Below are 25,095 nucleotides of genomic sequence, written 5' to 3' on the forward strand. Positions count from 1 at the left end.
ACTAAGGAGATTTTTCTATGGATTCAGATAAATTATCAGCTCTGCCTCAGGCTTTTCTTCATCGGATGGAGGATATGCTTGGGGATGAATTTGAACCTTTTCTGGCAGCTTATGAACAGCCGCGTACTTATGGGCTCCGGGTAAACACGGCAAAGATTTCCTGTGAGGAATTTGAACAGATCGTGCCCTTTGAAGTAAAAAAAATCCCATGGGTTTCGAATGGTTATTTTTACAATGAGGATGTAAGACCATCCCGGTGTGCTCTTTACCAGGCCGGACTTTATTATCTTCAGGAACCAAGTGCCATGACCCCCGCTTCCCGTATTCCGGTGGAGCCAGGAGAATATGTGCTGGATATGTGTGCAGCTCCTGGAGGAAAAGCAACTGCAGTTGGTTCCGCCCTAAAGGGTGAAGGACTTCTGGTTGCAAATGATATCAGCACTACCAGGGCAAGAGCACTGCTTCGAAACCTGGAACTGTTTGGGATTCCCAATCTTTTTGTTGCCAATGAAAAGCCTGAAAAAATGGTAAAGAATTTTCCGGAATTTTTCCATAAGATCATTCTGGATGCACCTTGTTCCGGAGAGGGGATGTTCCGTAAGGAGGAAGCTCTTGCCAAAGACTGGACTCCTGAGAAGTCTGAGGAGCTTTCCAGAATTCAGAAACAGCTTTGCCTGAATGCGGCAGACATGCTGCAGCCGGGAGGACAGATGCTTTATTCTACTTGTACCTTTGCACCTTGTGAGGATGAGCAGATCATTTCCTGGCTTCTCAGGGAACGGCCGGAGCTGTCTCTGATTTCCATGGAGGATTATGAGGGCTTTTCCACCGGAAATCCTGAATGGGGAGATGGGAATCCACAACTGAAAAAATGTGTGCGCATTTTTCCCCATAAGATGCAGGGGGAGGGGCATTTTCTAGCCCTCTTGCAAAAGGAGGGAACAACTGGACCTTCCGCTGGTACTTCTAAGACCAGTCGTCTGGCTGCAGATGTCCGGAAGTATATGGAAGAATTTTTCAGAGAAATCGGGTTGAAAACTTTAGATGGTCAGGAGTTTGACTGGAACCGGGTGGAGGTCCGGGCAGATAAGGTTTATTATCTGCCGTCTGTTTCCTGTAATTTCAGAGGACTTACGTTTATTCGGAACGGACTTTATCTGGGAGATCTGAAGAAAAACCGGTTTGAACCGGCTCAGCCGCTTGCACTGGCTTTCCGGAAAAATGAAGCGGAAGCTGTGATTTCCCTTTCTGTGAATGATCCAAGACTGGAACGGTATCTGAAAGGGGAAACTCTTACAATTGAGCTTGAGGAGGCTGCTCATTCTAAAGGATGGCATTTGCTTTGTGTGGAAGGGTATCCCCTTGGGTTTGGAAAACTTGTGAATGGGACATTGAAAAATAAGTATCCAGCGGGGTGGAGAGTGTAAGGTTGTCAAATTTTCGCTTTCCCTTCCGCCTGCGACGTGCGTGGATGTGGCGTGCCACATCCACGCACCCTCTGCGAACACAAGCAATCATCCTAACAATATCTCTTTTTTCAACGTAAAGGAATAAATATACTTCTCCTTCACCCTCCGCCCAGTCATTCTCTGAAGTGCCTGCGCATAATCCTCCAGCTGGGTGTGATACAGATCAACCAGCTTCTGCTCTTCCCCTCTGCGCACACGATCCGTCTTGTAATCAACCAGCACGATCTCATCCCCTTCCAGAAAATAAGCATCTATGATTCCCTGCACAAGCACACGTTCCTGTGGATCCCATGCCTCATCTATTTCAGCGGCACTTCTGGAAATGACAAAAGGCTGTTCCCTGAAAAGAAGCCCCGATAATGCAGCGACTTTCATTCTCTGCCCCAGTGCCCCATTTACAAAAGACTGAATATCTGAAATTCTGATACATTCGGCTTCTGCTTCAGACATTTTTTTGCTCTGAACCAGTGCGTCGATCTGCTCTTTCAGCTGCTGTGAACTATCCGTTTTATTGTACTCAAGACATTCCATCACACGATGGTAGGCAGTACCTCTTGCAGAACCTGTGAACGCCTTTTCCGCTTCCTTCTTTTCCTCAATAAATCTTGGAACCAGCGGAACAATGTCCGGTTCGAAATATACAGCTTCTTCAATATCCGTATCTTCATGGTAACTCTTCTTTTTCAGATCCGATACACTGACCTTCACCGGAATATCCTTACGATATTCATAAGGATATACAAATCCAAAACGCTTTTCCAATTCCGCTCTGATTTCAGGATCCACGATTTTCTCACAATCCCAGTTATCCAGAATATCGTCTTCCATCTGCCCGGCAGCCTGTTCCACCACTTCAGCCTCCGTTAAAGTCCGCGCTGTGATCCTTTTCACCTGAAACTCTGCCGGATCATCATAAAGCAGATTATCATGGGATGGCAGTAATCCAAACTCCTCAAAAAGTTCATCCATGCAGCGGTGCCTTGCAAGCGCAGGCAACACGTAATCCCAGTAAGTTTTTCCATTCAACCGCGTTTCTGCCGGAAGAAGTTCCTGTTCATTTTCGCGGAATCTGTATAAAGAAAGCAGCCTTTTTTCCAGATTTCCTATTGTTCCGGTCATGATCAGTTTCTCCTTGGCACGCGTCAGGGCAACGTAAAGTACTCGGATTTCCTCCCCCAGAGTCTCTTCCAGAAGCTTACGGCGGATCACCTGCTTATACAGTGTTGACACGATCAGCCGACGGTCTGGCAAAATGGCGTCAGCGCCAAGACCGTAATCTGGATGAATCAGAAGTCTGGCGTTCAGATCCTGCATGTTGAACTGTTTTCCCATACCGGCAAGGATTACAATCGGAAACTCGAGTCCCTTACTCTTGTGGATCGTCATGATTTCCACGGAACCTTCTCCTGCACCAGAAAGATTTACTTCGCCATAATCAACTTCATATTTTTGCAAATGTTCAATATATCGGACAAAATTAAATAAGCCTCTGTAACTGGTCTTCTCATAATCCATTGCCTTTTCCACCAGCATAGCGAGGTTGGCGCTCCGCTGTGCACCATTTGGCAGAGCTTTTGCATAATTACCATAGCCGGTTCTGCGGAGAATCTCAAGAATCAGCTCATGGACAGGAGTGTACACCGCAAGATCACGCATTTCATTTAGAAGGACTATAAACCCATGTAATTTGTGGTAAAGAGTTCTTTCCTGCCCCTCATATTCTTTCAGGAAATTCAACACGCTGTCATACAACATCCCCTTCGGATATTTTTCCCGCAAAACGGCAAGCTCCTGGGTAGTACATCCCACCAGCGGCGACCTCAGCACACCCGTCAAAGGAATATCCTGAAGAGGATTATCGCAGACCTGCAGATAATTCAGAATCGTAACCACCTCAAGTGCTGAAAAATATCCCGTTTTTGAAGCGGCATACACAGGAATTCCGTGGGCAGAAAGTACCTCTGTAAAGGTTTCTGACCAGCCGGAAGCGGTGCGGAGAAGGATTACAATATCTCCGTATTTCGCAGGACGATATTCTTTGGTTTCCTTATCAAGTACCAGCTCTTTTCCCACAATTTCCTTAATTCTGTGGGAAATAGCAAGAGCCTCCAGTTCCCGGGCATCCTTTCCTTCCATCAGATCCTCCAGTTCTTCGGAATCCTTTTCTACCAGAAGAACTTCTGCAGGAAGAAAGCTTTCCTTGTTTCCTTCCGGAAACACAGCGCCAGGATAAAGAGCTGCGGCTTTATCGTAAGCAATTCCACCAAGATCTGTTCCCATAATCTGACGGAAAATAAAGTTTGCACTATCCAATACCTGGGACCGGCTGCGGAAGTTTTTATGAAGATCGATTCGCTGTTCCGTACTGTCCGTTAAACTGTACTTTTCATACTTTTCCATAAAAAGCTCTGGTCTGGCAAGGCGGAACCGGTAAATGCTCTGCTTCACATCACCTACCATAAATATATTTTTTCTTCCATCTGCCCAGCCGGAAACACAGTTGGTAATCATTTCCTGTACCAGGTTACTGTCCTGGTACTCATCCACCATGACCTCGTCATATTTCATGGAAAGTTCACGCGCTGCCGGACTCATGTGATAAATATACTTTTTCTCTCCCGTCCAATCACCGTCGTTTTCGCCATTTTCTTCCTCTGCATGAACCTTTTGAATCAGGATTTCCAGCGCAAAATGCTCCATGTCCGTAAAGTCCAGAATATTTTTTTCCCGCTTCTTCTCTCCATACATACGGATAAATTCCCTGGTAAGCTCTACCAGCATTTCTACAGGCTCCCGGCAGGTTTCCAGAAGCACTGGAAGTTCCTCCTCCTTTACGGAAAAATACCGTGTTCCAATATCCTTTAAAATATCCTTTGCATTTTCCCGAAGAGACTTTACCTGCTCTTTCAGCGTATCATCTACAGGATCTTTTGGTTTCTTTCTGGAAAGAACGGCAAAAGCCGGTTTGCCAAGAAGCTCCCCTGCTCCGTCAAAATCACCGACGGCAGCTTTCTCTTCTGCTGCACGAATGAGGATGAGATCACTTTGCAGTGCTTCATCATACAGGTATGGCCCTCCTGACGCATTGCAAAAGCTCCTAGCCTGAGTAATCAGTTCCTTTGCCTGACAAAGATCCTCCGTAATGTTTTTCCATAACAAATTCATCCATTCTGAGGATTTTACAGACTCTAAATCCGTATTTCTATAACTATCTATGCATTCTTCCAGCCAGGTATCCGGATATGGATTGCTCATGGCAGCATTATACAGAGAATAAATCAGTTCTTTAATTCCATCATCTGTTTTGCCTGATGCGTAGCATTCGATAAAATACTTAAACTTTTTGTCATCTTTTATGTAATAGTTCTCCAGAAGCTCCTTCATCACATCCTCTTTCAGAAGCTTCAATTCTCCCTCTTCTCCTGTCCGATAACCAGGATCCAGACCAATAAGATGGAAATAATTGCGGATCACATAAGCACAGAAGCCATCTATCGTAGTGATCTGCGCCGTATGGATCAAGGTAGTCTGACGCTGCAGATGCTCATTGTCCGGATTCTCACAGAGAGCATCTTCCAGGGCATTTGCAATTCGTTCCCGCATTTCCCCTGCTGCTGCTCTTGTGAACGTCATAATCAGCAGCCTGTCAATGTCAACAGGATGTTCCGGATCCATCACCTTTTTTAGAATTCGCTGCACAAGCACCGCAGTCTTTCCGGAACCAGCTGCTGCACTTACCAGAATATTCCGGTTTCTTAAATTGATAACCTGCTCCTGCTCTTTCGTCCAGTTCACTGCCATTATTCATCCACCTCCTTCACAAAAGCATCCCACAGCTCTTCATCTGTAAAGTTTTTCAGCCTGCGGAATTCATAGCCTGGAATGTCCATGTCAAAACCGCATACGCCGCTGTAAGGACAGTAGGTACAGGCATTTTTCTTTCCAATCATATAAGGGGAAACCTGGGCATCTCCGGTCATAATGGACTGTCTGATATGAGAAATCTTTGTTTTTACATAACGGTTTAAAATATCAAACTGCTCTTTTGAGGCTACAGAAGAATTTTTCCGGAAGCTTCCGTCTTTGTTAAAGGATACGGGAATTGACACAAGGGAACTGTCCATTTTTTGTACCAGTTCTTTATCTTTCAGAACCAGTCCGTTCATCTTTAGTTCCTTCAGCACTTTTTCCTGGACAGTCTCTATATCTGCATCTATTTTTTCCTGAATCATAGGATCCTTGATATTGTAATAAAATACCCCTGCAGGAATCACATCTTTATCCTTATGCTTGTTTTGCTCTACGGTAAGGGCACCGTCCATGTAGATCATCAACTGCAGCTGCAGACCATGATACAGGGAAACCAGATCAAAAGAAGTATTCCCGGTCTTATAATCAATGACGCGGACATACAGCTTCCCATCATCTGTCTCCATAGTATCCACGCGATCGATCCGACCGCCCTGAAAAACAACTTCCACACCTTCCGGCTCAAATTCCCCGGATTTCAGCTGTTTCTGAATTGCCCACACAGTTCTTCGTACCATTCGCTTGGTGCGCTGAATCATATATTCATTGCGTGCACTGCTTTTTAGAATGGTATTTCCATAATCTGCACTTATTTTATCTACCAGGCGGTCTGCCAGCGCATCCCTCTCTTCCTCAGAAAGCTCTGCCAGAGAAAGCTTTTCTTTGTTCACTTCCTTTATCAGAGACTCCAGCACCTTGTGCATAATATTTCCCATATCCATGGCGCGGAATTCATATTCTACACGCTCCGTAAGTTTGAGACCATACTGGAGGAAATGGGCAAAAGCACAGGCGGAATAACGCTCCAGCCTGGTGGCACTGTAGGGTGATACCTCTCCATAGAGAACCTTTGCCACACTTTCACTGATAATATCGGCAGGCTTTCTGGTTCTGGAAGCCTCCACCAGCTTTCTGGCTAAAGTCCTATATTTAGGACTTCTAAGATACCAGCTGTAAAGCTCGCTGTACAAAGGACTTCCCTGTCCCACAGCACCCTCTCCAAGACCTTTCAGGAAGCATTCCAGACTGGTTCCCGGAAGCTCCATGGCGTTCAGGCTGAATTCCTCATCACCTGCATTTTTCACTTCCAGTCCGGGATATAGAGCCTGTATACTGTGGATCAGATATGCCGGGCTTATAGGTTCTCCTTTTCCATTTGACAAACTGTAGGAAAGGCACAAATGCTCACTTGGCTTTGTCAGATTCAGATACAGGTAAAAGCGCTGGGTGTTCATCAGCTCTTTCGGACCTGGTGCAAGCTCCATTCCCTCATCTGCAAAGAATTCTCTGTCCATCTGGGTCAGAATTCCGCCTGAGTCTGTATTTTTCGGAATATTTCCCTCGTTTACACCTACAAAAAACAGTGCCTTTATTTCTTTCAGACGGGTTCTTTCCATATCTCCAATAAGGACCTGATCCATACTGGGCGGGATCAGCGCAACCTTTGACTTGGCAAAACCAGTTTCCAGAAGCTGAACAAATTCCGTTCTTGTAATTTCTTCCTCTCCAAGGATCTCTACCATACGGTCAAGAAGCTCCATAACAATTCCGTATATCTGGGCGTATTCTTTTTCCAGAGCTTTTTCCCCTTTTTCTTTAAAGAAAAGCTCCTGTTTCTTCAGTTTTTTCTGTATTTCACAGCTTGCAATAAACTGATATAAACTATAACAATATTCACATACCTTTCTCTTTCCACTGGAAAATCCCTGCGCCAGGATCTCAGCCTCCCTCACAAATATTTCCCGGTATTCATTCAATACTTGAATATCCTCCGGGTCCATGGTCCGGTAAACTCTCACCCACTTCTCGGACCACTTTTTGTAACCGTGGATTCCAAGGGCAAGCACATAATTCTCCAGCATATCCACCTGGTCCCTTCCAAGGCCGGACATATCACAGCGCAGATACCTGAAAACACTTTCGTAGGAAAAACCCTTTGTAACCATTTCAAGAGCAGCACGAATATATTCTATAAATGGGTTCATCAGAATGGTGTGCTTCTCATCCAGGAAATAAGGGATCCGGGATTCCTCGAATACCTGAGATGCAATACTTTTGTACGCCTCCAGATTTCCGGTAATCACAGCGATTTCTCCGTATTTCAGATTTTTTTCACGAACCAGACGGCGTATTCTCCTGGCTGTCTCTTCCAGTTCTTTTACAGGGGATTCTGCTGCAAATATGCAGATTTCTTCCTGTTTCTTCTCATAGGCAGATCTTTTGTAGCGGAAAAGATGCTTCTCCAGGAAGTCAAGGGAGGTGGAATTTCCAAAGCGGCCCTTTCTCTCATCTTTCAGAAGAATGGGATCATCCAGATTGCTGGTCAGACCAGACAAGGTGTGGATCATTTTCCTGCTCATATAGAACAACTGATGTGGTTTTCCCATCTGCAAGGGATTTTCTCCGGCATCCATAGTGACAGTTACCAGAACCTTATCGCAGACATTTAAAAGTTCCCGGATCACGTTCATCTGCACCGGAGTAAAACCGGTGAAGCCATCCAGAAGGAGTACGGATTTTTTCAGTTTATCTGAAAAAGGAATGGCTTTTTTCAAAGCGTCCATCACGCCTTCGCCGGTCATATAATGACCTTCCAGATACTGAAGAAATGCCTGATAGAGGACACCCACATCCTGCATTTTCATATGAAGAAGAGAGTCCTCCCCTGTTTTTCCCAGCATGTCCTGCAGTTCTTCCTCCCGGATATCATACTGCATAAATTCTGAAATCAGAGATTTCACTTCGTCCAGATAGCCCGGTTTGTTCATCTGGCTGCCAAGATAGGGCAGATTTTTACGATGCTGCTGCACCAGCTTCTGAAGAACCATACTTTTTCCAGTGTCATCCAGAAGCACTTCCCGAGCACCGCCTGTCTCCTCGAAAATACGATAGGCAAGACGCTGGAAGCTGAGCACATCGATATTCAGGATTCCCTTTCCGGGGTGCATTTCGACTACATTTTTCTGTGTCTGCATAGTGAACTGTTCCGGGACGATAATATAGTACAGGTGCTGTGGATTTTCCATAGATTCCCGGATGATCTGTTCACATGCATAATGCGTCTTGCCAATGCCGGAGCTGCCGATGATGAATTGTAGGGACACGTTTTTTCCTCCTTCTGCCAATTGTATGGAATAAAAAAAGCCTGTATCTGATAAAAAATCATTCTGTTTTATATTCTATCATATTTTCCATTCTTTGATAATAGGATAGAATAAGAAGATTAGAGCCTGGTTTTGCGGCCAGGATTATTTTTTTCATTATCAGTGCGATACAGGAGGCGCAGTCCATGAGTTCGAAAACCAGGATTATCGTGTTACATATGAAGGAAGTGGTATATACCATTGCCTTTCTGATTCTTGCTGTTCTTCTGGGAATCCTGATCTACTTTATGTTCGGGCCTGGAAAAAGCCAGACCACTTCTGTTGCTGGAGAGGGGATTTATACGCCTGGCGTTTACCGCAGTTCCCTTACTTTGAATAAAAATACTTTTGACGTGGAGGTTACAGTAGATCAAAACAATATCCAGTCTATTGAGCTGGTAAATTTAAGTGAAAGCACCACTGCCATGTTTCCGCTGGTAAAGCCTTCCCTGGAATCACTGGCCAGCCAGATTGTTGACAGCCAGTCCCTGGACGACCTGAAATATTCCACGGACAGAAAATATACGTCACAGCTGCTTATTTCTGCCATTGAAGATGCATTAAAAAAGGCGGAGAACCATGTAAGTTCTCCGCCGGCATAGCAATAAACAAACCTAATTATTTCCTACCTTTACAGCTGTATGCTACGCGAAATACAGCTGCAAAATGCATAAAAAGCGTACCGCACAATAGTTTTATACTTCAAGCTTCTCCAGAGCTTCCATCCATACCGCTGCGCTTGCATCACTTGGCATACGCAGGTCACCTCTTGGAGACAGTGCCACACTACCTACCTTCGGGCCGTCAGGAAGACAGGAGCGTTTGAACTGCTGGGCAAAAAATCTGCGGTAGAAGATTTTCAGCCATTTCAGAATCGTAGCCTTGTCATAGGTACCCTCAAAGGTACAGCAGGCAATGCGATAGATCTTATCCGGTTCAAAGCCTGCACGAAGCATATAATACAGATAAAAATCATGAAGTTCATAAGGACCAACCAGATCTTCTGTTTTCTGCGCGATCTTGCCGTCCTTAGGTGGCAGAAGCTCCGGACTTACCGGAGTATCCAGAATATCCAGAAGAACTTCTTCCAGTTCTTTCTCTCCGCAGGTATCTGCATAATAGCGGACAAGATGTCTTACAAGCGTTTTGGGAACAGAGGCATTTACACCATACATGGACATATGGTCTCCATTATAGGTTGCCCATCCAAGAGCAAGCTCGGAAAGGTCACCGGTTCCCACAAGAAGTGCTCCCTCCTGGTTTGCCATATCCATAAGAATCTGAGTACGCTCTCTGGCCTGACAGTTTTCATAGGTTACATCATGAACGGAATCGTCGTGACCGATATCACGGAAATGGATATTTACCGCCTCTTTAATATTGACCTCAGTCAGAGCAGCACCAAGACACTGGCTTAATTTGCAGGCATTCTGGTAAGTTCTGTCTGTGGTGCCAAAGCAAGGCATGGTAACACAGCGGATATTCTCTGATGGCAGTCCCATCAGCTGGAAAGTACGTGCAATTACAAGCAATGCCAGTGTAGAATCAAGACCTCCGGAAAGTCCAACCATTGCCTTCTGGCAGTGGATGTGGCTCATTCTTTTCTTAAGTCCCATAGCCTGAATGTTCAGAATCTCCTCACAGCGCATATCACGCTCTTCTTTTACAGAAGGTACGAAAGGATAGGGAGCAAACTTCCTGGTAAGAGAGGTCTCTTCCACTTCCACATCAAAAGGTACGATCTGGCAGTCAGCATCATCAGATGCCGGATAGGTGGAAAGTCTTCTTCTCTCATCTGCCAGTCTCTGCACATCAATTTCTCCGTAGATCACAGTGTTCTGGAAGCGCTTCGCCTCTGCCAGCATGGTGCCGTTCTCTGCGATCAGATTCTGTCCGCCAAATACCAGATCCTGGGAGGATTCACCCTCTCCGGCTGTGGCGTAAATATAGCCGCACACCAGTCTGGCAGACTGACCCTTCACCAGATCACGGCGATAGGAATCCTTGCCTACCATCTCATCACTAGCAGAAAGATTGACGATAATATGAGCACCGCCCTGTGCCAGATTTACACTAGGCGGAAGTGGAACCCACAGATCCTCGCAGATTTCCGCGCCAACAGTCAGCTCCGGCAGTCCTTCACATGAGAAAATCAGATTGCTGGCAAAAGGTACGCTTTCCTCCCCAACTGTCACATCTGTCCACACATCCATCCCGGAAGCAAAGTGTCTCTGCTCATAGAATTCATTATAGTTTGGAATATGAGTCTTAGGTACAAATCCAAGGATATTTCCGTGGTTCAATGCTGCTGCCACATTGTAGAGCTTGCCGTTCATCCGCATAGGAAGTCCCAAAAAGATCAGCGCATCCACATCCGCAGTCTCCTCTGCAATAGTCAGAAGGCTCTCCCATGCACTGTCCAGCAGTCTTCTCTGAAGGAAAAGATCCTGACAGGTATAGCCTGTGATGCAAAGCTCAGGCAGCACCATCAGCTTGGCATGCTGTGTCTCCATTTCACGGATTACTTCCAGAATTGCCCTAGTATTGGCCTTACAATCAGCAACTGTAACCTGCGGCGTTCCTGCCGCTACTTTAATAAATCCCTGATTCATATCCTAGTCCTCTCTTATCCTACTATTTCCACGCCTTAGAGTGTGTTTGAAAAAGACTTTCTGCAAGATGTGCGTCACAATTTGTGGGAGATTTCGCCCAGATGAGGGCGCCGTAGCGGGCTACGGCAACCGAATTCGGATGAAATATACCGCAATCTGCGCACCAATCACCAGTGCAAACTCTATGACGGAAAATAGTGATTCTGTCTCAATTCAGCTTATTTGCATCTTCTCAGAATTTCTTTCAGCTCTTCTACTGTGAAATTGTAGTTGGTATTACAGAAATGGCAGTTCATCTCGATTGGCTTGCCTTCCTGGATCATTTCGTTTAATTCTTTTCTGCCGATGCTGATCAACGCTTTCGCTACTCGCTCCTTGGAGCAGTTACAGTGGAAGCGGGTGTCCATCTTCTCGTTAATCTGTATGTCAAAGCCTTCCAACACTTTCTCCAGCAGACTCTCCGGGGTATGTCCTTCCTCTAACAGGTTGGTGACAGAGTTGATTTTCTGTACGTTCTGCTCTAACCTGGAAATCACTTCTTCCTCTGCAAATGGCATCAGCTGTACAATAAATCCACCAGCCTGACGTACTGTATTGTTCTTATTCATCAGGACTCCAAGTCCAACTGCGGACGGTACCTGCTCGCTTGTTGCAAAATAATAGGTCAGGTCTTCTGCGATCTCACAGGTCTGAAGCATAACCTGTCCGCTGTATGGCTCTTTTAGCCCCATATCCTTAATCACAGTCAGGAATCCAGGACCAACTGCTCCTGCAACGTCCAGCTTACCTTTTGAATTTGCCGGAATGCAGACATCTGGATTTCCTACATAGCCCTTTACATTTCCCTGGGAATCGGCAGTTACCGTAATTCCCTGAAGGGGACCGCCGGCCTTGATCTGAAGGGTCAGAACATCTTTTTCCCCCTTCATCATGGAGCCCATCATGGCTCCTGCAGTCAGAAGTCTTCCAAGCGCTGCCGTAGCCACCGGACTTGTATTATGATGCTCTCTTGCAGTCTCCACCATCTCAGTGGTCACTGCCGCAAATGCACGGATCTGGTCATTAGCTGCAGTCGCGCGGATGATATAATCATTCATGTGTATTCTCCAATCTATACTGTTATAATGTTAATCGTAATCCTATAGCTATTTATCTTATTATTATATTATCATTTACCATGTTCCCTTACTACAAAGGTAAGCCTGCCGCTATCTTCCTTCGGTGGCTCCAGTGTATAAGCATCATACACTGCCAGAAGCTCCATCCCCGCTTTTCCAATAAGTTCCTTGATCTTCTCCAAAGAATAGGCTCTCTGATAGTGAACCTCCTCATCCTTCTCATAAAGTCCGTCCTCTCTTGGAATAAACAGAGCCAGCTCATACGTATTAATCCCGGTCTCCTCATCATAACTGTTCTCCCAGATAAAGCTTCCCTCATCCCGGTTCTCAGCAATCGTAGTATTCCCGATCATAGTCTGATACTTATAAACCGTATTCATATCAAACAGAAAAATCCCCTGAGGATCCAGATAATTATTTACCAGGGCAAACACATGCTCCAGCTCCTCTTCCTCTGTTATGTAATTCAGACTGTCACACACGCTTACCACAGCCCGTACGGTTCCATAAAGTTCAAACTCCTGCATATCCTGAAGAAGATACAGGATGTCATGCCCGGACTCTACCCGTTTCTCCATGGCCTCTGCCAGCATTTCCCCGGAATTATCCACTCCGATCATGTCATAGCCAGCCTCTGCCAGTATCTCAGTCATGGTTCCCGTGCCGCAGCCAAGATCCAGCACAAGTCCGTCTGTGATTCCCTGCGCTGCAAGCTGCTGCTTCAGCCATTTGCCCCAGGTCTGGTAGTCCACATTGTCCTGGAACATATCATATACTCTGGCAAATTCGCCATAAGCCTGAAAATTATCCATATTCCCTCCAACTGTCACGGACACAGCCATCCATCCCGGGTAGCTGTGTCCGTGTAAGTCAACATTCTGCTTTTTCTGTTATTACTCTACAGGCATGTAATATACGTCTGCACCTTCTCCATGCCAGTAATAATCCACATCATTCTGATCGTAAACATCCTCATTATTCACAAAACGATAGGTATTTCCATCAAAGTCAACCCAGTTTCCATTTCCATCCGGAGTAATTACAAGGGGATGGCCATCGGAGTTACGGTAAATAGTTCTGGTCTGGTTGGTGTCTGTAAGCTGCTCCTGGGTAAATCCGCCGGAGTTTGTGATTGTTCCATCACTGCTTCCATCACCTGAGGACGCAGAATCAGTACCTGCACTCTGTGTTCCGTCAGTGGAACCATCTGTACTTCCCTCAGTGCTTCCGTCTGCACTGTCAGAAGACTGTACCGGTGCAGCAGCTTTCAAAGAAGACTCTCCTACAATTCCGAAGGAATCAACTGCAGCCTTAACTCCTGCATAAGAAGCCTCATCCACAACAGATCCGCAAATATTGTAATACTCATCAGAGCTCTTATAAATTTTATGGATCGCATAAACATATCCGCCGCTCTTGGAAGCATCTGTGTACTTCACAGTGTAAGAATAAACGCCTACTCCCTCCACATCACTGGCGGTATAATCCTGGATTTCAAAGTCAGTACCTTCTGCAAGGTCAGAAGCCTGCTCTAATGCCACAGCCAGATCCTGCGTATCCGGAAGCATAGCAGAAGACATGTCCTCTTCTCCCTGTCCATGAAGGATCAGGATCTTACCCTGCTCCGGGGATTCGAAGCTGAGCATATCTGCCTCATCCGCCTTATTGGACCAGGTAGCATCTGGAAGCTTAATGGAGACAGCCCCATTGCTTGATGTATAGGTGCTGTCCTGTACGTCTGGCGCGATGGTTGGCTCCGGAGTAGGTGTAGCGGTTGCTTCCGGAGCAGGTGTCTCAGTTACCACTACCTGTTCTTCCGGCTCGTCTCCGCCAAAACTGCAGCCTGTGGCAGCTGCAGAAACAATTGCTGATATCGTTAAGATAGCTAAAATCTTTTTGTTCTTCATAGTATCCTCCTTATTTCTTTTCATAAGTAAATTTTGTAAATTTACATTATTCTATTTCATTAACAAAACGAAAATATTTCTCGTTTATAAAAATCTCCCGAGCTGTATTTTACAATTTTATTACAATCCTGTCAATGGATTTCCCACTGCAGAATCTAAATTTGCTGTGAAAATATTATAAACTTTCGTGACGAACTTTATACATTTTTTCAAAGAGTGTTGGTAAAATCCTGTCTGCAAAATGTACATTGCATTTGACAGCATGTTCCGCCAACCTGAATTTCTTTTTTATTTTACGCTCTGTTTGTCATACTTTTGTAATATTTATTTTCCGTATTCGTACATATGCAATTTATGAAGCGCTCTGGTAGCTGCAATATAACGTCCCTGTTTTGCAATCGGGCTCTGATCTGCTACAGGGAACAGGGAAAATACCTGGTCAAATTCCAGACCTTTTGCAAGATAAAACGTAGTAACTGTAAGGCCTTTGCAGAAGCTGTTGCTGTCACGATGCAGGTACGAGAAACGATTTTCCATATCAAACCCTGTATTTTTCAGTTTTTCTTTCAGAATGCGGGCGGCTTCTTTTGCCTCAGATTCCGTGCGAAGGATCAACGCAGCTGTCTCAAACTGTTCTGCTCCCAGCTGAAGCTTATTCACAAGCTCATCCAGAGCCGCTTCCATTGCCTGCTGTTTTTTCCCTTTAAAAAATAATTCTTCCACTGGCTGGCCATGACGATCAAACAGATCCATATCTGTAATCCCTGCAAGCTGATTCGCATAAGAAGCAATCTCCACAGTGTTTCGGTAGCTTTTGTTCATGACGATCCTGCGGATCTCTTTTCCGAAAATTTTCGGTAAAAACCCAAGGACATCCTGAGCCTCATCTTCCATAGTCTGGGCTTTGTCCCCCAGGATGGTCATACGGCAGGGAAACATCATTTTAAGGATCAGATACTGAAGCCTTGAATAATCCTGCATTTCGTCTACTACCAGGTGCTTGATACCATTGTGACTGGTCTGGCGAAGAAGACGGTACTTCATGTAAAGCACCGGATAGACGTCCTCGTACCGAAGCTTTCGCTCCTGAAGCTGTACATGGGGAAGTCCCGGATAGCCGCAGCTTTCCAGAAAACGGCTGTAGATCACATAGAGATCCTGTGTCTCATACATATTCATGAATTTCTCCATTACAATGGCACGTTCTTCCTCATCCATATCATTATCCCGAAGCGTCTCTACCTCATCAATGAAATTCTCTGCAACTGCCTCCATACGTGATAACAGAGGGATATCCTGAAATTTAAAGTAAAAAAGATCAATGATCTCCTCTTCCTTTTTCGTAAAGCTCTTATATTCCACATCATGAAAATCCATCAGCTCATCTTCTAAGGAGGTGAGATACCCCTCCATCTGATTCAAAAATTCCCTGGACTGTTTTTCCTTATATAAGGAAGGCATATCCGGGAAATTCAGGCTGCGCTCAATCTGGTCATAACGGTCTTCGCAGTCAGATACCGTATCTTTCAGCTGTCTGTAGGCAAAAAGATCAAAGCTCATTTCTTTAATATTTTCCTCTCCCAGTTCTGGAAGTATATGGGAAATATAATCAGAAAAAATGCTGTTGGGAGACAGGATCAGGATATTGGAGGATTTCAGGTTCTTGCGGTCGTGATACAAAAGATAGGCAATTCTGTGCAAGGCAATGGAGGTCTTACCGCTTCCGGCTGCGCCCTGGATTACCATGATCTTATCCCTGGTGTTTCGGATGATGGCATTCTGCTCCTTCTGGATGGTGCGGACAATATTTTTCAGCGCAGTGCTGCCTCCGCTGCCAAGCTCTGCCATAAGAATCTCGTCATCAATCTTCACATCACTTTCAAACTGGTAAATCATACGGCCATTTCGAATCTTGTACTGCCACTTGGAGACAATTTCACCGCAGATAGTTCCCAGCGGTGCCTGGTAAGACGCCGGACCTTTATCATAGTCGTAGAAAAGCCCGCTGACAGGAGCACGCCAGTCATAGATCAGCGGCGTATGCCCTGCCTCTTCTGCAAAATTTCCGATTCCAATATAAAAAATCTCCGGCTCCTCATCCCCTTCAAATACGAAATCCACCCTTCCAAAGAAAGGGGAATCCAGCATTTTACGAAATCTCTTTCGCAGATGGATCTGCTGCTCGTTGGCGTTGATCTGGTGAAGAAGCGCCTGCTGGTTATCGAAATTTTCGTAGCCATACTGGTCCATCTCCGTATAGTTCTCCCAGTAATACTCATGCATTCCTTCGATATCCTTCTGTCCTTCCAGAATGGACTGGCTGATATGGGCGATCCTGGTTTCTAATTTATCTGTAACGTATGCAAGAAAAGCTGCTCCGTCTTTATTATCAATTGTCATTGGGGGTATACTCCTTTAACATTCGCGCTGCAGCCCTTTCTACCAGCCTTGTAAAAAGACACCCAGGGCAGCTGCAATAAATGAGTTTTTTTCGTTGTCATGACTTTGTCCCTGCCTTCCTTTCCGGCAGAAACTTTGCTCCATTATACATTATCTGCGGGTAAAAGTACAGACAGCAAATCCCTGGATTTTTTCTCTCTGAAGACAAAAAAAACAGCAGTTTTTCCGTATATTTTCCGAAAAAGCTGCTGTATTTTTTTATCTGTTTCACTTACTTTTATGCAGTCTGCGTCTTATCAAACTGGCTGTTGTAAAGATCTGCGTAGAATCCTTTCTTTGCAAGCAGCTCTTCATGGCTGCCCTGCTCGATAATATCCCCATCCTTCATAACCAGGATCAGATCTGCGTCCCTGATGGTGGAAAGTCTGTGAGCGATGACAAAGCTGGTTCTGCCTTTCATCAGGTTATCCATAGCTTTCTGGATCTGTACCTCGGTTCTGGTATCAACGGAGGAGGTAGCCTCATCCAGGATCAGGATCTTATTGTCTGCAAGAATGGCTCTTGCAATTGTCAGGAGCTGCTTCTGGCCCTGGGAAACATTGCTGGTCTCCTCATCCAGAACCATGTTATAGCCTCCCGGCTGCTGCATGATAAAGTTGTGGATATGAGCAGCCTTTGCTGCTGCGATCACTTCCTCATCGGTAGCATCCAGCCGTCCATAGCGGATGTTTTCCATAATGGTTCCGGAAAACAGCCAGGTATCCTGAAGCACCATTCCAAACATTTCATGAAGCTCGCTTCTGTTGAAATCTTTTACATCATGGCCATCTACTTTAATAGAACCACTGTTTACATCATAGAAGCGCATGAGCAGCTTAACCATTGTGGTTTTTCCTGCACCGGTAGGACCTACAATCGCAATTTTCTGACCATCTCTGACCTTTGCCGAAAAATCGTGGACAATGATCTTTTCCGGATTGTAGCCGAAGCTTACATGATCAAATTCTACATTTCCGCTGAGCCCGTCAATAGAAACAGCATTCTCTTTGGTGGTCTCCTCTTCCTCCTCATCCAAGAACTCAAACACACGCTCGGAAGCGGCTGCTGAGGACTGAAGCAGGTTGGTTACCTGTGCGATCTGCTGGATGGGCTGGGTAAAGTTACGGATGTACTGGAAAAAGGACTGAATATCACCCACTTCAATAGAACCCTTGATCGTGAACCATCCTCCAAGAAGGGCTACCATAACATATCCAAGGTTTCCAACAAACTGCATGACCGGCATCATGATTCCGGAGAAAAACTGGGATTTCCATGCTGATTCGTAAAGCTTCTGGTTGTCTTTTTCAAATTCTGCAACTACGTCTTCTTCTTTATTAAATACCTTCACTACATTGTGTCCACCGTAGTTCTCTTCAATCTGGCCATTTACCTCACCCAGATACTTCTGCTGTGCCTGGAAATATTTCTGGGAGTGCTTCATAACGAAATTGATGATAAACATGGACAGCGGAAGGATCAGAAGGGCAGCCAGAGTCATCCACACATTGATGGACAGCATCATCACAAACACACCGATCAGGGTGGTAACTGATGTGATCAGCTGGGTAATACTCTGGTTCAGGCTCATCTGAAGGGTATCCACATCGTTCGTTACGCGGGAAAGGATTTCGCCGTTTGTCCGGCTCTCATAATAGTTCATTGGGAGGCGGCTGAATTTCTTTGAAATATCTTTACGTAAATTGTAGGTAACGTCGTTGGAAATTCCGGTCATCACATAACCCTGGATAAAGGAGAAGCAGGCACTTGCCAGATACAGTCCTAATGTCCATAACAAAATATAGCCAATTTTTTCAAAATCAATGCTTCCGGTGCCGTTTACCTTGGCTACCAGACCGTTAAAAAGCTCTGTTGTTGCCTTTCCAAGGATCTTTGGTCCTACAATGTTAAAAATGGTTCCTGCAATTGCAAACAGAAACATGAGAACGAAACGGATTTTGTAGCGTTCCATGTATTTCAAAAGTCGTTTCATTGCTCCTTTAAAGTCTTTTGCCTTTTCCCCGGAGTTCATTGCACGGCTCCGATGACCACCCATCACAGGGCCTCTGGCTTTGTTTTCACTCATGCTAATTCCTCCTCTGAAAGCTGTGACATGGCGATCTGGCGGTAAACCTCGCAGTTCTTCATCAGTTCCTTGTGGGTGCCGATGCCTGCCATATTTCCGTCATCCAGCACGATGATCTGATCTGCATTCAGGATGGTGCTGATTCGCTGTGCTACGATAATAGTGGTAATATCCTTTGTCTTTTCCTTCAGAGCCTTGCGAAGCTTGCTGTCAGTCTTGAAATCAAGTGCGGAAAAGCTGTCGTCAAAAATCAGGATCTCCGGCTTTTTGGCAATCGCTCTTGCAATGGAAAGACGCTGCTTCTGGCCACCGGATACATTATTTCCTCCCTGTGAAATAGGTGCTTTGTAGCCTTCCGGTTTCGCTTCAATAAAGTCATCAGACTGCGCGATCTGAGCTGCCAGTTTTACATCTTCCTCTGGCATATCCGGCTTACCGTAACGAATGTTGGAGTCGATGGTTCCAGAGAACAGGACTCCCTTTTGAGGTACATAGCCCAGACGGTCACGAAGCTCATGCTGTGTCATATTTCGTACATCCACACCATCTACTTTGACACAGCCCTTCGTTGCATCATAAAATCTGGGAATCAGGTTGATCAGCGTACTCTTGCCGCTTCCGGTACTTCCGATAATGGCAACAGTCTGGCCTTTTTCTGCCTTAAAGGTAATGTCGTTAATGACATTTTCCCCTGCTTCCGGATAAGCGAAGCTTACATGGTCAAATTCGACCGTTCCTTTTTCCTGCTTATCTGGCATTACCGGTTCCTCCGGATCATTTACAGATGGCTCCATTTCCAGAACCTCACAGATACGGCCGGCTGCCACGTTTGCCCTTGGGAGCATAATGGAGATTGCTGTGATCATCAGGAAGGACATGATGATCTGCATTGCGTACTGGATAAATGCCATCATATTTCCTACCTGCATAGTTCCATTGTCAACGCCATGTGCACCGAAATAGATAATCGCTACAGATACACCGTTCATGATCAGCATCATGATCGGCATCATAAATGTCATACAGCGGTTTACAAACAGGTTTGTCTTTGTCAGATCCATATTTGCTTTTTCAAAACGCTCTTCCTCATGCTTCTCACGGCTGAACGCACGGATAACCGGGATTCCGGTAAGGATTTCCCTGGTTACCAGGTTCAGACGGTCAATGAGAGTCTGCAGCCTGGTGAATTTCGGCATTGCAATCTGGAACAGTACAAAAATAACAATCAGAATGATGGCTACTGCGGCTCCAAGGATCCAGGTCATGGAGGAATCGGTCTTGAGAACCTTGATCACGCCTCCGATGCCAAGGATGGGCGCATACAGAACGATTCTGAACATCATGGTCATAACCTGCTGTACCTGCTGCACATCGTTGGTACTTCGCGTGATCAGGGATGCAGTAGAAAATTTATGATATTCGTTACTGGAGAAATGAATAACCTTGCGGTATACATTATCTCGCAGATCATGTCCAAGGGCTGCTGCCACTCTTGCTGAAAGGAAGGTAACACTTACAGCGGCCAGCATGATCACCAGCGCCATCAGGACCATCTGGATTCCGGATGTCCGGATGTACCTCATCTGAATTGCATCCAGATCCTCGCCCATAGCTTCGTATTCTGCTTTCACACCACTGACAGCGGCCTGTGTAAGAATGGATTCCGGCATGTCGGAAAGCTTCTCATCTGCAGCCTCCAGCATCTGTTTTTTTGCATCCTCCGGCATTGCTGACAGAACCTGCATTGGGTCCGTTCCTTCCGGTACCTGCATCTGGGAAAGCATTTTCCGGCTCTCTTCACTGCCAGAGGTAAAAGAGGTGTACATCATCAGAGGTTTGCACAGAAGATTGTTTAATTCCTCACGTTTATCCCCTGTAATGCCATCTTTCAGTTCATATGTGTCTCCATCCAGGACATAAGAGTCCTGAACTTCTTTCTGTGTGTCTTCGTCCATAAAAATCTGCAGATTTTCCATTGTGCTCTGACGCATTTTTTCCGGAACACCATCTGGTATTCCCCCCTGCTGGATCCCTACGTTAATTACCTTGGAGGTATAATCCGGCAAGGACAGATCACAGTATGCCTGCAAAAACAGCAGTCCAATGATCAGGACGATGTAGCCTGCTGATTTTTTCAGATACTTCATTAAGTTAATCATGCTTGGGTTGTCCTTTCTACATTTTTTCAAAGCATCCGGGCTTTTCTGCCTTTTGCTTTGTTTTTCAGTTTCCTGTACTACTTTTTATTATGGCAAAAATGTCCCATGCACATTTCTTCCGGTGAAAACTCTGGTGCTGGCATTGCCGCAATATTTTCCTTAATCTGTATGCAGAATCGTTTCATCAGACATAACTCACTTTCGGAAAATCCTGTCAGAACCTGTTTTTCTCCTTCCTTTACCATTCGCATACCTTCATTAATTATTGCTTTTCCTTCTTCTGTAAGATAAATCCGGCTTATGCGTTGATCTTTTTCATCCTGTTTTCGAACTATAATACCGATTTTTTCCAGGCGTTGGATACTTACGGTAACAGTAGGCGGCTTCACGCCTAACTGGCTGGCCAGTTCTTTCTGGCTGCATCCGTCTTCTTTCCACAGAACAGCCAGAATAGGCATTTGTCTTGGATGGATTCCCAGACCTTTTAATTTACCAAAGCATTTTTCCACATACATGCGGCTGATTTCCATAATCAGACGTTGAATGCTTTTCTCATTGTCATTTTCCAAATTCTCACCTCACTTGCTGTCTGAAACTGGAATACAGGCTTTAGAGTGTGTATCACAGTTTCAGGTTCCTGTTCAGCTTTCTTATATTAGTTAGCCGACTAATTTTATAGTTTACACTTTTTCACAAGAAACGCAAGTGTTTTTTGTGCAGTTTATATTTTTTTTAGATTAATATCTTAATTTTATTGAATTTAAAATATGTATTTATTTTGTCGGCTAACAATTATGTATAAGACCATATTATCTGTTATCCGGAGTTTTCATGATAAAAAGAATCCTGCTTGCAGGATTCTCCATTTGCGGCGGGTCGCCTGGAGCAACAACTCCCCTTCCGCCGCAGTGCAATCCTGCCCGGTAGGCTTTTTATGTAATACGTAACAGGAATTTCCTGTAGCAAAAAAACACCGCCTGCCAAGCGGTTTTCACAGCTTTGACAAGCGGTATTAAATTATTGAATATTGTGATTTCAAATAAACTGATTGGTCTCTTCGTCGTAGTGGTAGTCGATGGAATCCATCTTATCCAACAGGGATTCCCTGTTCAGTCCGCGGCAGGTACACAGTGCTTCCAGAGAATCGTAATAATCCCGAAGCTGGGTATTTACATAACTAAGCAAAATCATAGGATCTTTTGGTATCATAAGACTTGGACTCCTTTTCTTTTCCTTTACTTCACTTTAACCACATACTCTCCATTCTCCACATCCAGTACCAGTGTATCGCCGGTATGGACTTCGCCTGAAAGGATTTTCCTGGCAGTCAGTGTCTCTACATATTTCTGAAGATAACGCTTCAGAGGTCTTGCACCGTAGACAGGATCATAACCATTGTCAATAACATCCTTCTTGGCTGCATCTGTCAGCTCCAGGGAAAGCTCCTGGTCGGCAAGACGGTCATTCAGCTCTTTTACCATCAGATCAACGATACTACCAATATTATCTTTTGTCAACGGCTTAAACAGAATGATCTCATCGAGACGGTTCAGGAATTCCGGACGGAAATGTCCGCGCAGATCATCCATAACCTCTTTCTGGGCTTCTTCCTTGATTTCTCCATTTTCATCAATACCATCCAGCAGATAAGGAGATCCGATATTGGAGGTCATGATCAGAATTGTATTCTTGAAGTCTACAGTACGTCCCTGGGAATCGGTAATACGACCATCATCCAGTACCTGCAGAAGTACATTGAATACATCTGGATGTGCCTTCTCAATCTCATCGAAAAGTACAACGCTGTACGGTTTCCGACGAACAGCCTCTGTAAGCTGTCCGCCTTCCTCGTATCCAACATATCCCGGAGGAGCTCCGATCAGTCTGGATACAGAGTATTTCTCCATGTACTCGCTCATGTCGATACGAACCATATTCTGCTCATCATCGAAAAGAGTCTGTGCAAGAGTTTTGGCAAGCTCTGTTTTACCAACACCGGTAGGTCCAAGGAACAGGAAAGAACCGATTGGTTTGGTCGGATCTTTGATTCCTGCTTTGGAACGAAGGATGGCATCGGTTACACGGCGCACACCTTCCTCCTGACCGATAACACGTTTGTGGAGCTCATCTTCCAGATGAAGCAGTTTGGCACGCTCTCCCTCTGTCAGCCTTGCTACCGGAATGCCAGTCCAACGGGAAATGATCCTTGCGATTTCATCGTCTGTTACTACTTCGTGGACAAGGCTTCTGTCACTCTCTTTTGTATTGCGCTCTTCAATTTCCAGCTGCTGCTGTAATTTCGGCAGCTCGCCATACTGCAGTTCGGAAGCTTTCTCCAGATCATAGTTCTGTCTTGCGATCTGGATCTGTTTGTTCATATCCTCAATCTGTTCACGAAGCTTCTGAAGCTTCTCTACAGAATGTTTCTCGTTCTCCCACTGAGCCTTCTGGGTATTAAAGGAATCCTGCATTTCCGCAAGCTCCTTCTGGAGCTCTTCCAGACGCTCTTTGCTTAAATTATCGGTTTCCTTCTTCAGAGACAACTCTTCCATTTTCATCTGATCGATTTTACGGCGCTGCTCATCCAGCTCAGTTGGCATGGAATCCAGCTCTGTTTTGATCAGGGCACAGGCCTCATCTACCAGGTCAATTGCCTTATCCGGAAGAAAACGGTCTGTAATATAACGATGTGAAAGTGTTGCAGCTGCAACAAGTGCGCTGTCTGTGATTTTAACACCATGGAATACTTCGTAACGTTCTCTCAGACCACGAAGGATAGAAATGGTATCTTCCACAGTTGGCTCATCTACCATAACCGGCTGGAAACGACGTTCCAGGGCAGCGTCTTTCTCAATATACTGACGATACTCATCCAGTGTGGTAGCACCGATGCAGTGAAGCTCACCACGGGCAAGCATTGGTTTCAGCATATTGCTGGCATCCATTGCGCCATCCGTCTTACCTGCACCTACGATCAGATGAAGCTCATCAATAAACAGGATGATCTGACCTTCGCTCTTTTTCACCTCTTCCAGAACTGCTTTCAGACGTTCCTCAAATTCACCACGATATTTGGCACCTGCTACCAGTGCACCCATATCCAGGGCAAAAATTTTCTTATCCTTCAGTGCTTCCGGTACATCTCCGGCTACAATTCGCTGTGCAAGACCTTCTACAGCGGCTGTTTTACCAACACCAGGTTCACCGATGAGAACCGGATTGTTCTTGGTCTTACGGGAAAGAATACGGATCACATTCCGAATCTCACAGTCACGTCCAATGACCGGATCCAGCTTCTGGCTTCTTGCCTTTTCCACAAGATCTTCGCCATATTTATTTAAAGTATCATAAGTGGCTTCCGGATTGTCGCTTACTACACGCTGGTTTCCACGTACTGTGGAAAGTGCCTGCAGGAAGCGTTCTTTGGTAATGCCAAATTCGCTCCAGATTTTCTTCATGCTGGGGCTTGGATATTTCAGCAGGGCCAGGAAAAGATGCTCTACGGATACGTATTCATCTCCCATTGCCTTAGCTTCATCTTCTGCATTTACCAAAGCCTTATTCAGATACTGTCCGAATCTGAGTTCTCCGCCGGATACCTTTACCTTGGCATCCAGAGCTTTCTTTACAGTATCAATAAAATAATCTTTATTTATTTCCATTTTCTCAATAAGCTTGAGAATCAGGCTGTCTTCCTGTGTCAGGAGGGTATATAACAGATGCTCCTGTTCGATTTCCTGATTGCCGTATTCGTAAGCAACCTTCTCCAGATTCTGAACAGCCTGTACGGATTTCTGCGTAAATTTGCTGATGTTCATAGGCTCTCCTCCTTCAGCTTGGGTGAATGAAAATAATTTCACCCACCTATTTTTATATATAAAACGCAGCTGCCGCGGCTCTTTAAAAAAGTAACTCGCAGGGGCTGCGTTTTGTATAGGTAGTTTCTTATTACGGTTTTTAATATAGCATGGATTGTTAGCACTGTCAATATGTGAGTGCTAATTATTTATGAAGATTGTGTGAACGCTACGAGCATGCAATTTCCGAGCTGTGCATGACGTATATCACAGCTTCACATGGCTAATAGTTGTTCATTCCTTAATTTTACAATGTTCAATGGATGTTTATCAGGA

At 45.1% G+C, this 25,095-nt stretch carries 15 protein-coding genes; 3 read left to right on the plus strand and 12 right to left on the minus strand.

The window, feature by feature from the left end; genetic code table 11:
• Positions 1–17: 17 nt before the first annotated feature.
• Positions 18–1,427: an RsmF rRNA methyltransferase first C-terminal domain-containing protein gene (locus AB5706_RS01650; protein WP_368365680.1), complete on the plus strand. Its 1,410-nt coding sequence runs from the start codon at positions 18–20 to the stop codon at positions 1,425–1,427.
• 87 nt (positions 1,428–1,514) lie between these two features.
• On the opposite strand, the gene addA is transcribed toward AB5706_RS01650, so the two are convergent.
• Positions 1,515–5,270, minus strand: a complete 3,756-nt coding sequence (gene addA, locus AB5706_RS01655) for a helicase-exonuclease AddAB subunit AddA (protein ID WP_368365681.1) — start codon at positions 5,268–5,270, stop codon at positions 1,515–1,517.
• On the minus strand, positions 5,270–8,602 hold the full coding sequence (gene addB, locus AB5706_RS01660) for a helicase-exonuclease AddAB subunit AddB (protein ID WP_368365682.1): 3,333 nt from the start codon (positions 8,600–8,602) through the stop codon (positions 5,270–5,272). The genes addA and addB overlap by 1 nt, the downstream gene beginning before the upstream one ends.
• A 185-nt stretch (positions 8,603–8,787) precedes the next feature.
• Between addB and AB5706_RS01665 the strand changes: the two genes are divergently transcribed.
• Positions 8,788–9,243 (plus strand): FMN-binding protein, encoded by a 456-nt coding sequence (locus AB5706_RS01665; protein WP_173735222.1) that lies wholly within the window; start codon positions 8,788–8,790, stop codon positions 9,241–9,243.
• A 93-nt stretch (positions 9,244–9,336) separates the two neighbouring features.
• Here AB5706_RS01665 and AB5706_RS01670 read toward each other — a convergent pair whose 3' ends face one another.
• Positions 9,337–11,253 carry an NAD(+) synthase gene (locus AB5706_RS01670; protein WP_195409424.1) on the minus strand — a complete coding sequence of 639 codons (1,917 nt, stop codon included), beginning with the start codon at positions 11,251–11,253 and terminating at the stop codon, positions 9,337–9,339.
• Positions 11,254–11,293: 40 nt separating this feature from the next.
• Here AB5706_RS01670 and AB5706_RS01680 point away from each other — a divergent pair, with 40 nt between their 5' ends.
• Positions 11,294–11,515: a DUF6783 domain-containing protein gene (locus tag AB5706_RS01680; protein WP_442973365.1), complete on the plus strand. Its 222-nt coding sequence runs from the start codon at positions 11,294–11,296 to the stop codon at positions 11,513–11,515.
• On the opposite strand, the gene hslO is transcribed toward AB5706_RS01680, so the two are convergent.
• From hslO to clpB, 9 genes are all read right to left on the minus strand, one after another.
• A complete protein-coding gene (gene hslO / locus AB5706_RS01685) occupies positions 11,472–12,350 on the minus strand; it encodes an Hsp33 family molecular chaperone HslO (protein WP_295260592.1) in 879 nt (292 codons plus the stop codon). The genes AB5706_RS01680 and hslO overlap by 44 nt on opposite strands.
• Before the next feature lie 71 nt (positions 12,351–12,421).
• Positions 12,422–13,183: a class I SAM-dependent DNA methyltransferase gene (locus AB5706_RS01690; protein WP_148461235.1), complete on the minus strand. Its 762-nt coding sequence runs from the start codon at positions 13,181–13,183 to the stop codon at positions 12,422–12,424.
• An 81-nt stretch (positions 13,184–13,264) separates the two neighbouring features.
• Complete coding sequence (locus AB5706_RS01695; RefSeq protein ID WP_368365684.1) at positions 13,265–14,278, minus strand: hypothetical protein; 1,014 nt, start codon at positions 14,276–14,278, stop codon at positions 13,265–13,267.
• A 324-nt stretch (positions 14,279–14,602) separates the two neighbouring features.
• On the minus strand, positions 14,603–16,678 hold the full coding sequence (locus AB5706_RS01700) for a UvrD-helicase domain-containing protein (protein WP_368365685.1): 2,076 nt from the start codon (positions 16,676–16,678) through the stop codon (positions 14,603–14,605).
• A 277-nt stretch (positions 16,679–16,955) separates the two neighbouring features.
• Positions 16,956–18,803 (minus strand): ABC transporter ATP-binding protein, encoded by a 1,848-nt coding sequence (locus AB5706_RS01705; RefSeq protein WP_195379263.1) that lies wholly within the window; start codon positions 18,801–18,803, stop codon positions 16,956–16,958.
• A complete protein-coding gene (locus AB5706_RS01710; RefSeq protein ID WP_368365686.1) occupies positions 18,800–20,962 on the minus strand; it encodes an ABC transporter ATP-binding protein in 2,163 nt (720 codons plus the stop codon). The genes AB5706_RS01705 and AB5706_RS01710 overlap by 4 nt, the downstream gene beginning before the upstream one ends.
• A 77-nt stretch (positions 20,963–21,039) precedes the next feature.
• Positions 21,040–21,531: a MarR family winged helix-turn-helix transcriptional regulator gene (locus AB5706_RS01715; RefSeq protein ID WP_226837944.1), complete on the minus strand. Its 492-nt coding sequence runs from the start codon at positions 21,529–21,531 to the stop codon at positions 21,040–21,042.
• 466 nt (positions 21,532–21,997) lie between these two features.
• A complete protein-coding gene (locus AB5706_RS01720; protein WP_118582984.1) occupies positions 21,998–22,171 on the minus strand; it encodes a DUF4250 domain-containing protein in 174 nt (57 codons plus the stop codon).
• 26 nt (positions 22,172–22,197) lie between these two features.
• Positions 22,198–24,780: an ATP-dependent chaperone ClpB gene (gene clpB, locus AB5706_RS01725; protein ID WP_368365687.1), complete on the minus strand. Its 2,583-nt coding sequence runs from the start codon at positions 24,778–24,780 to the stop codon at positions 22,198–22,200.
• Between the last annotated feature and the right edge of the window lie 315 nt (positions 24,781–25,095).

The organism is Ruminococcus sp. RTP21484sp1_RTP21277st1_D2_RTP21277_210401, from assembly GCF_040924225.1.
GTDB classification, from domain to species: Bacteria; Bacillota; Clostridia; order Lachnospirales; family Lachnospiraceae; genus Blautia_A; species Blautia_A faecis.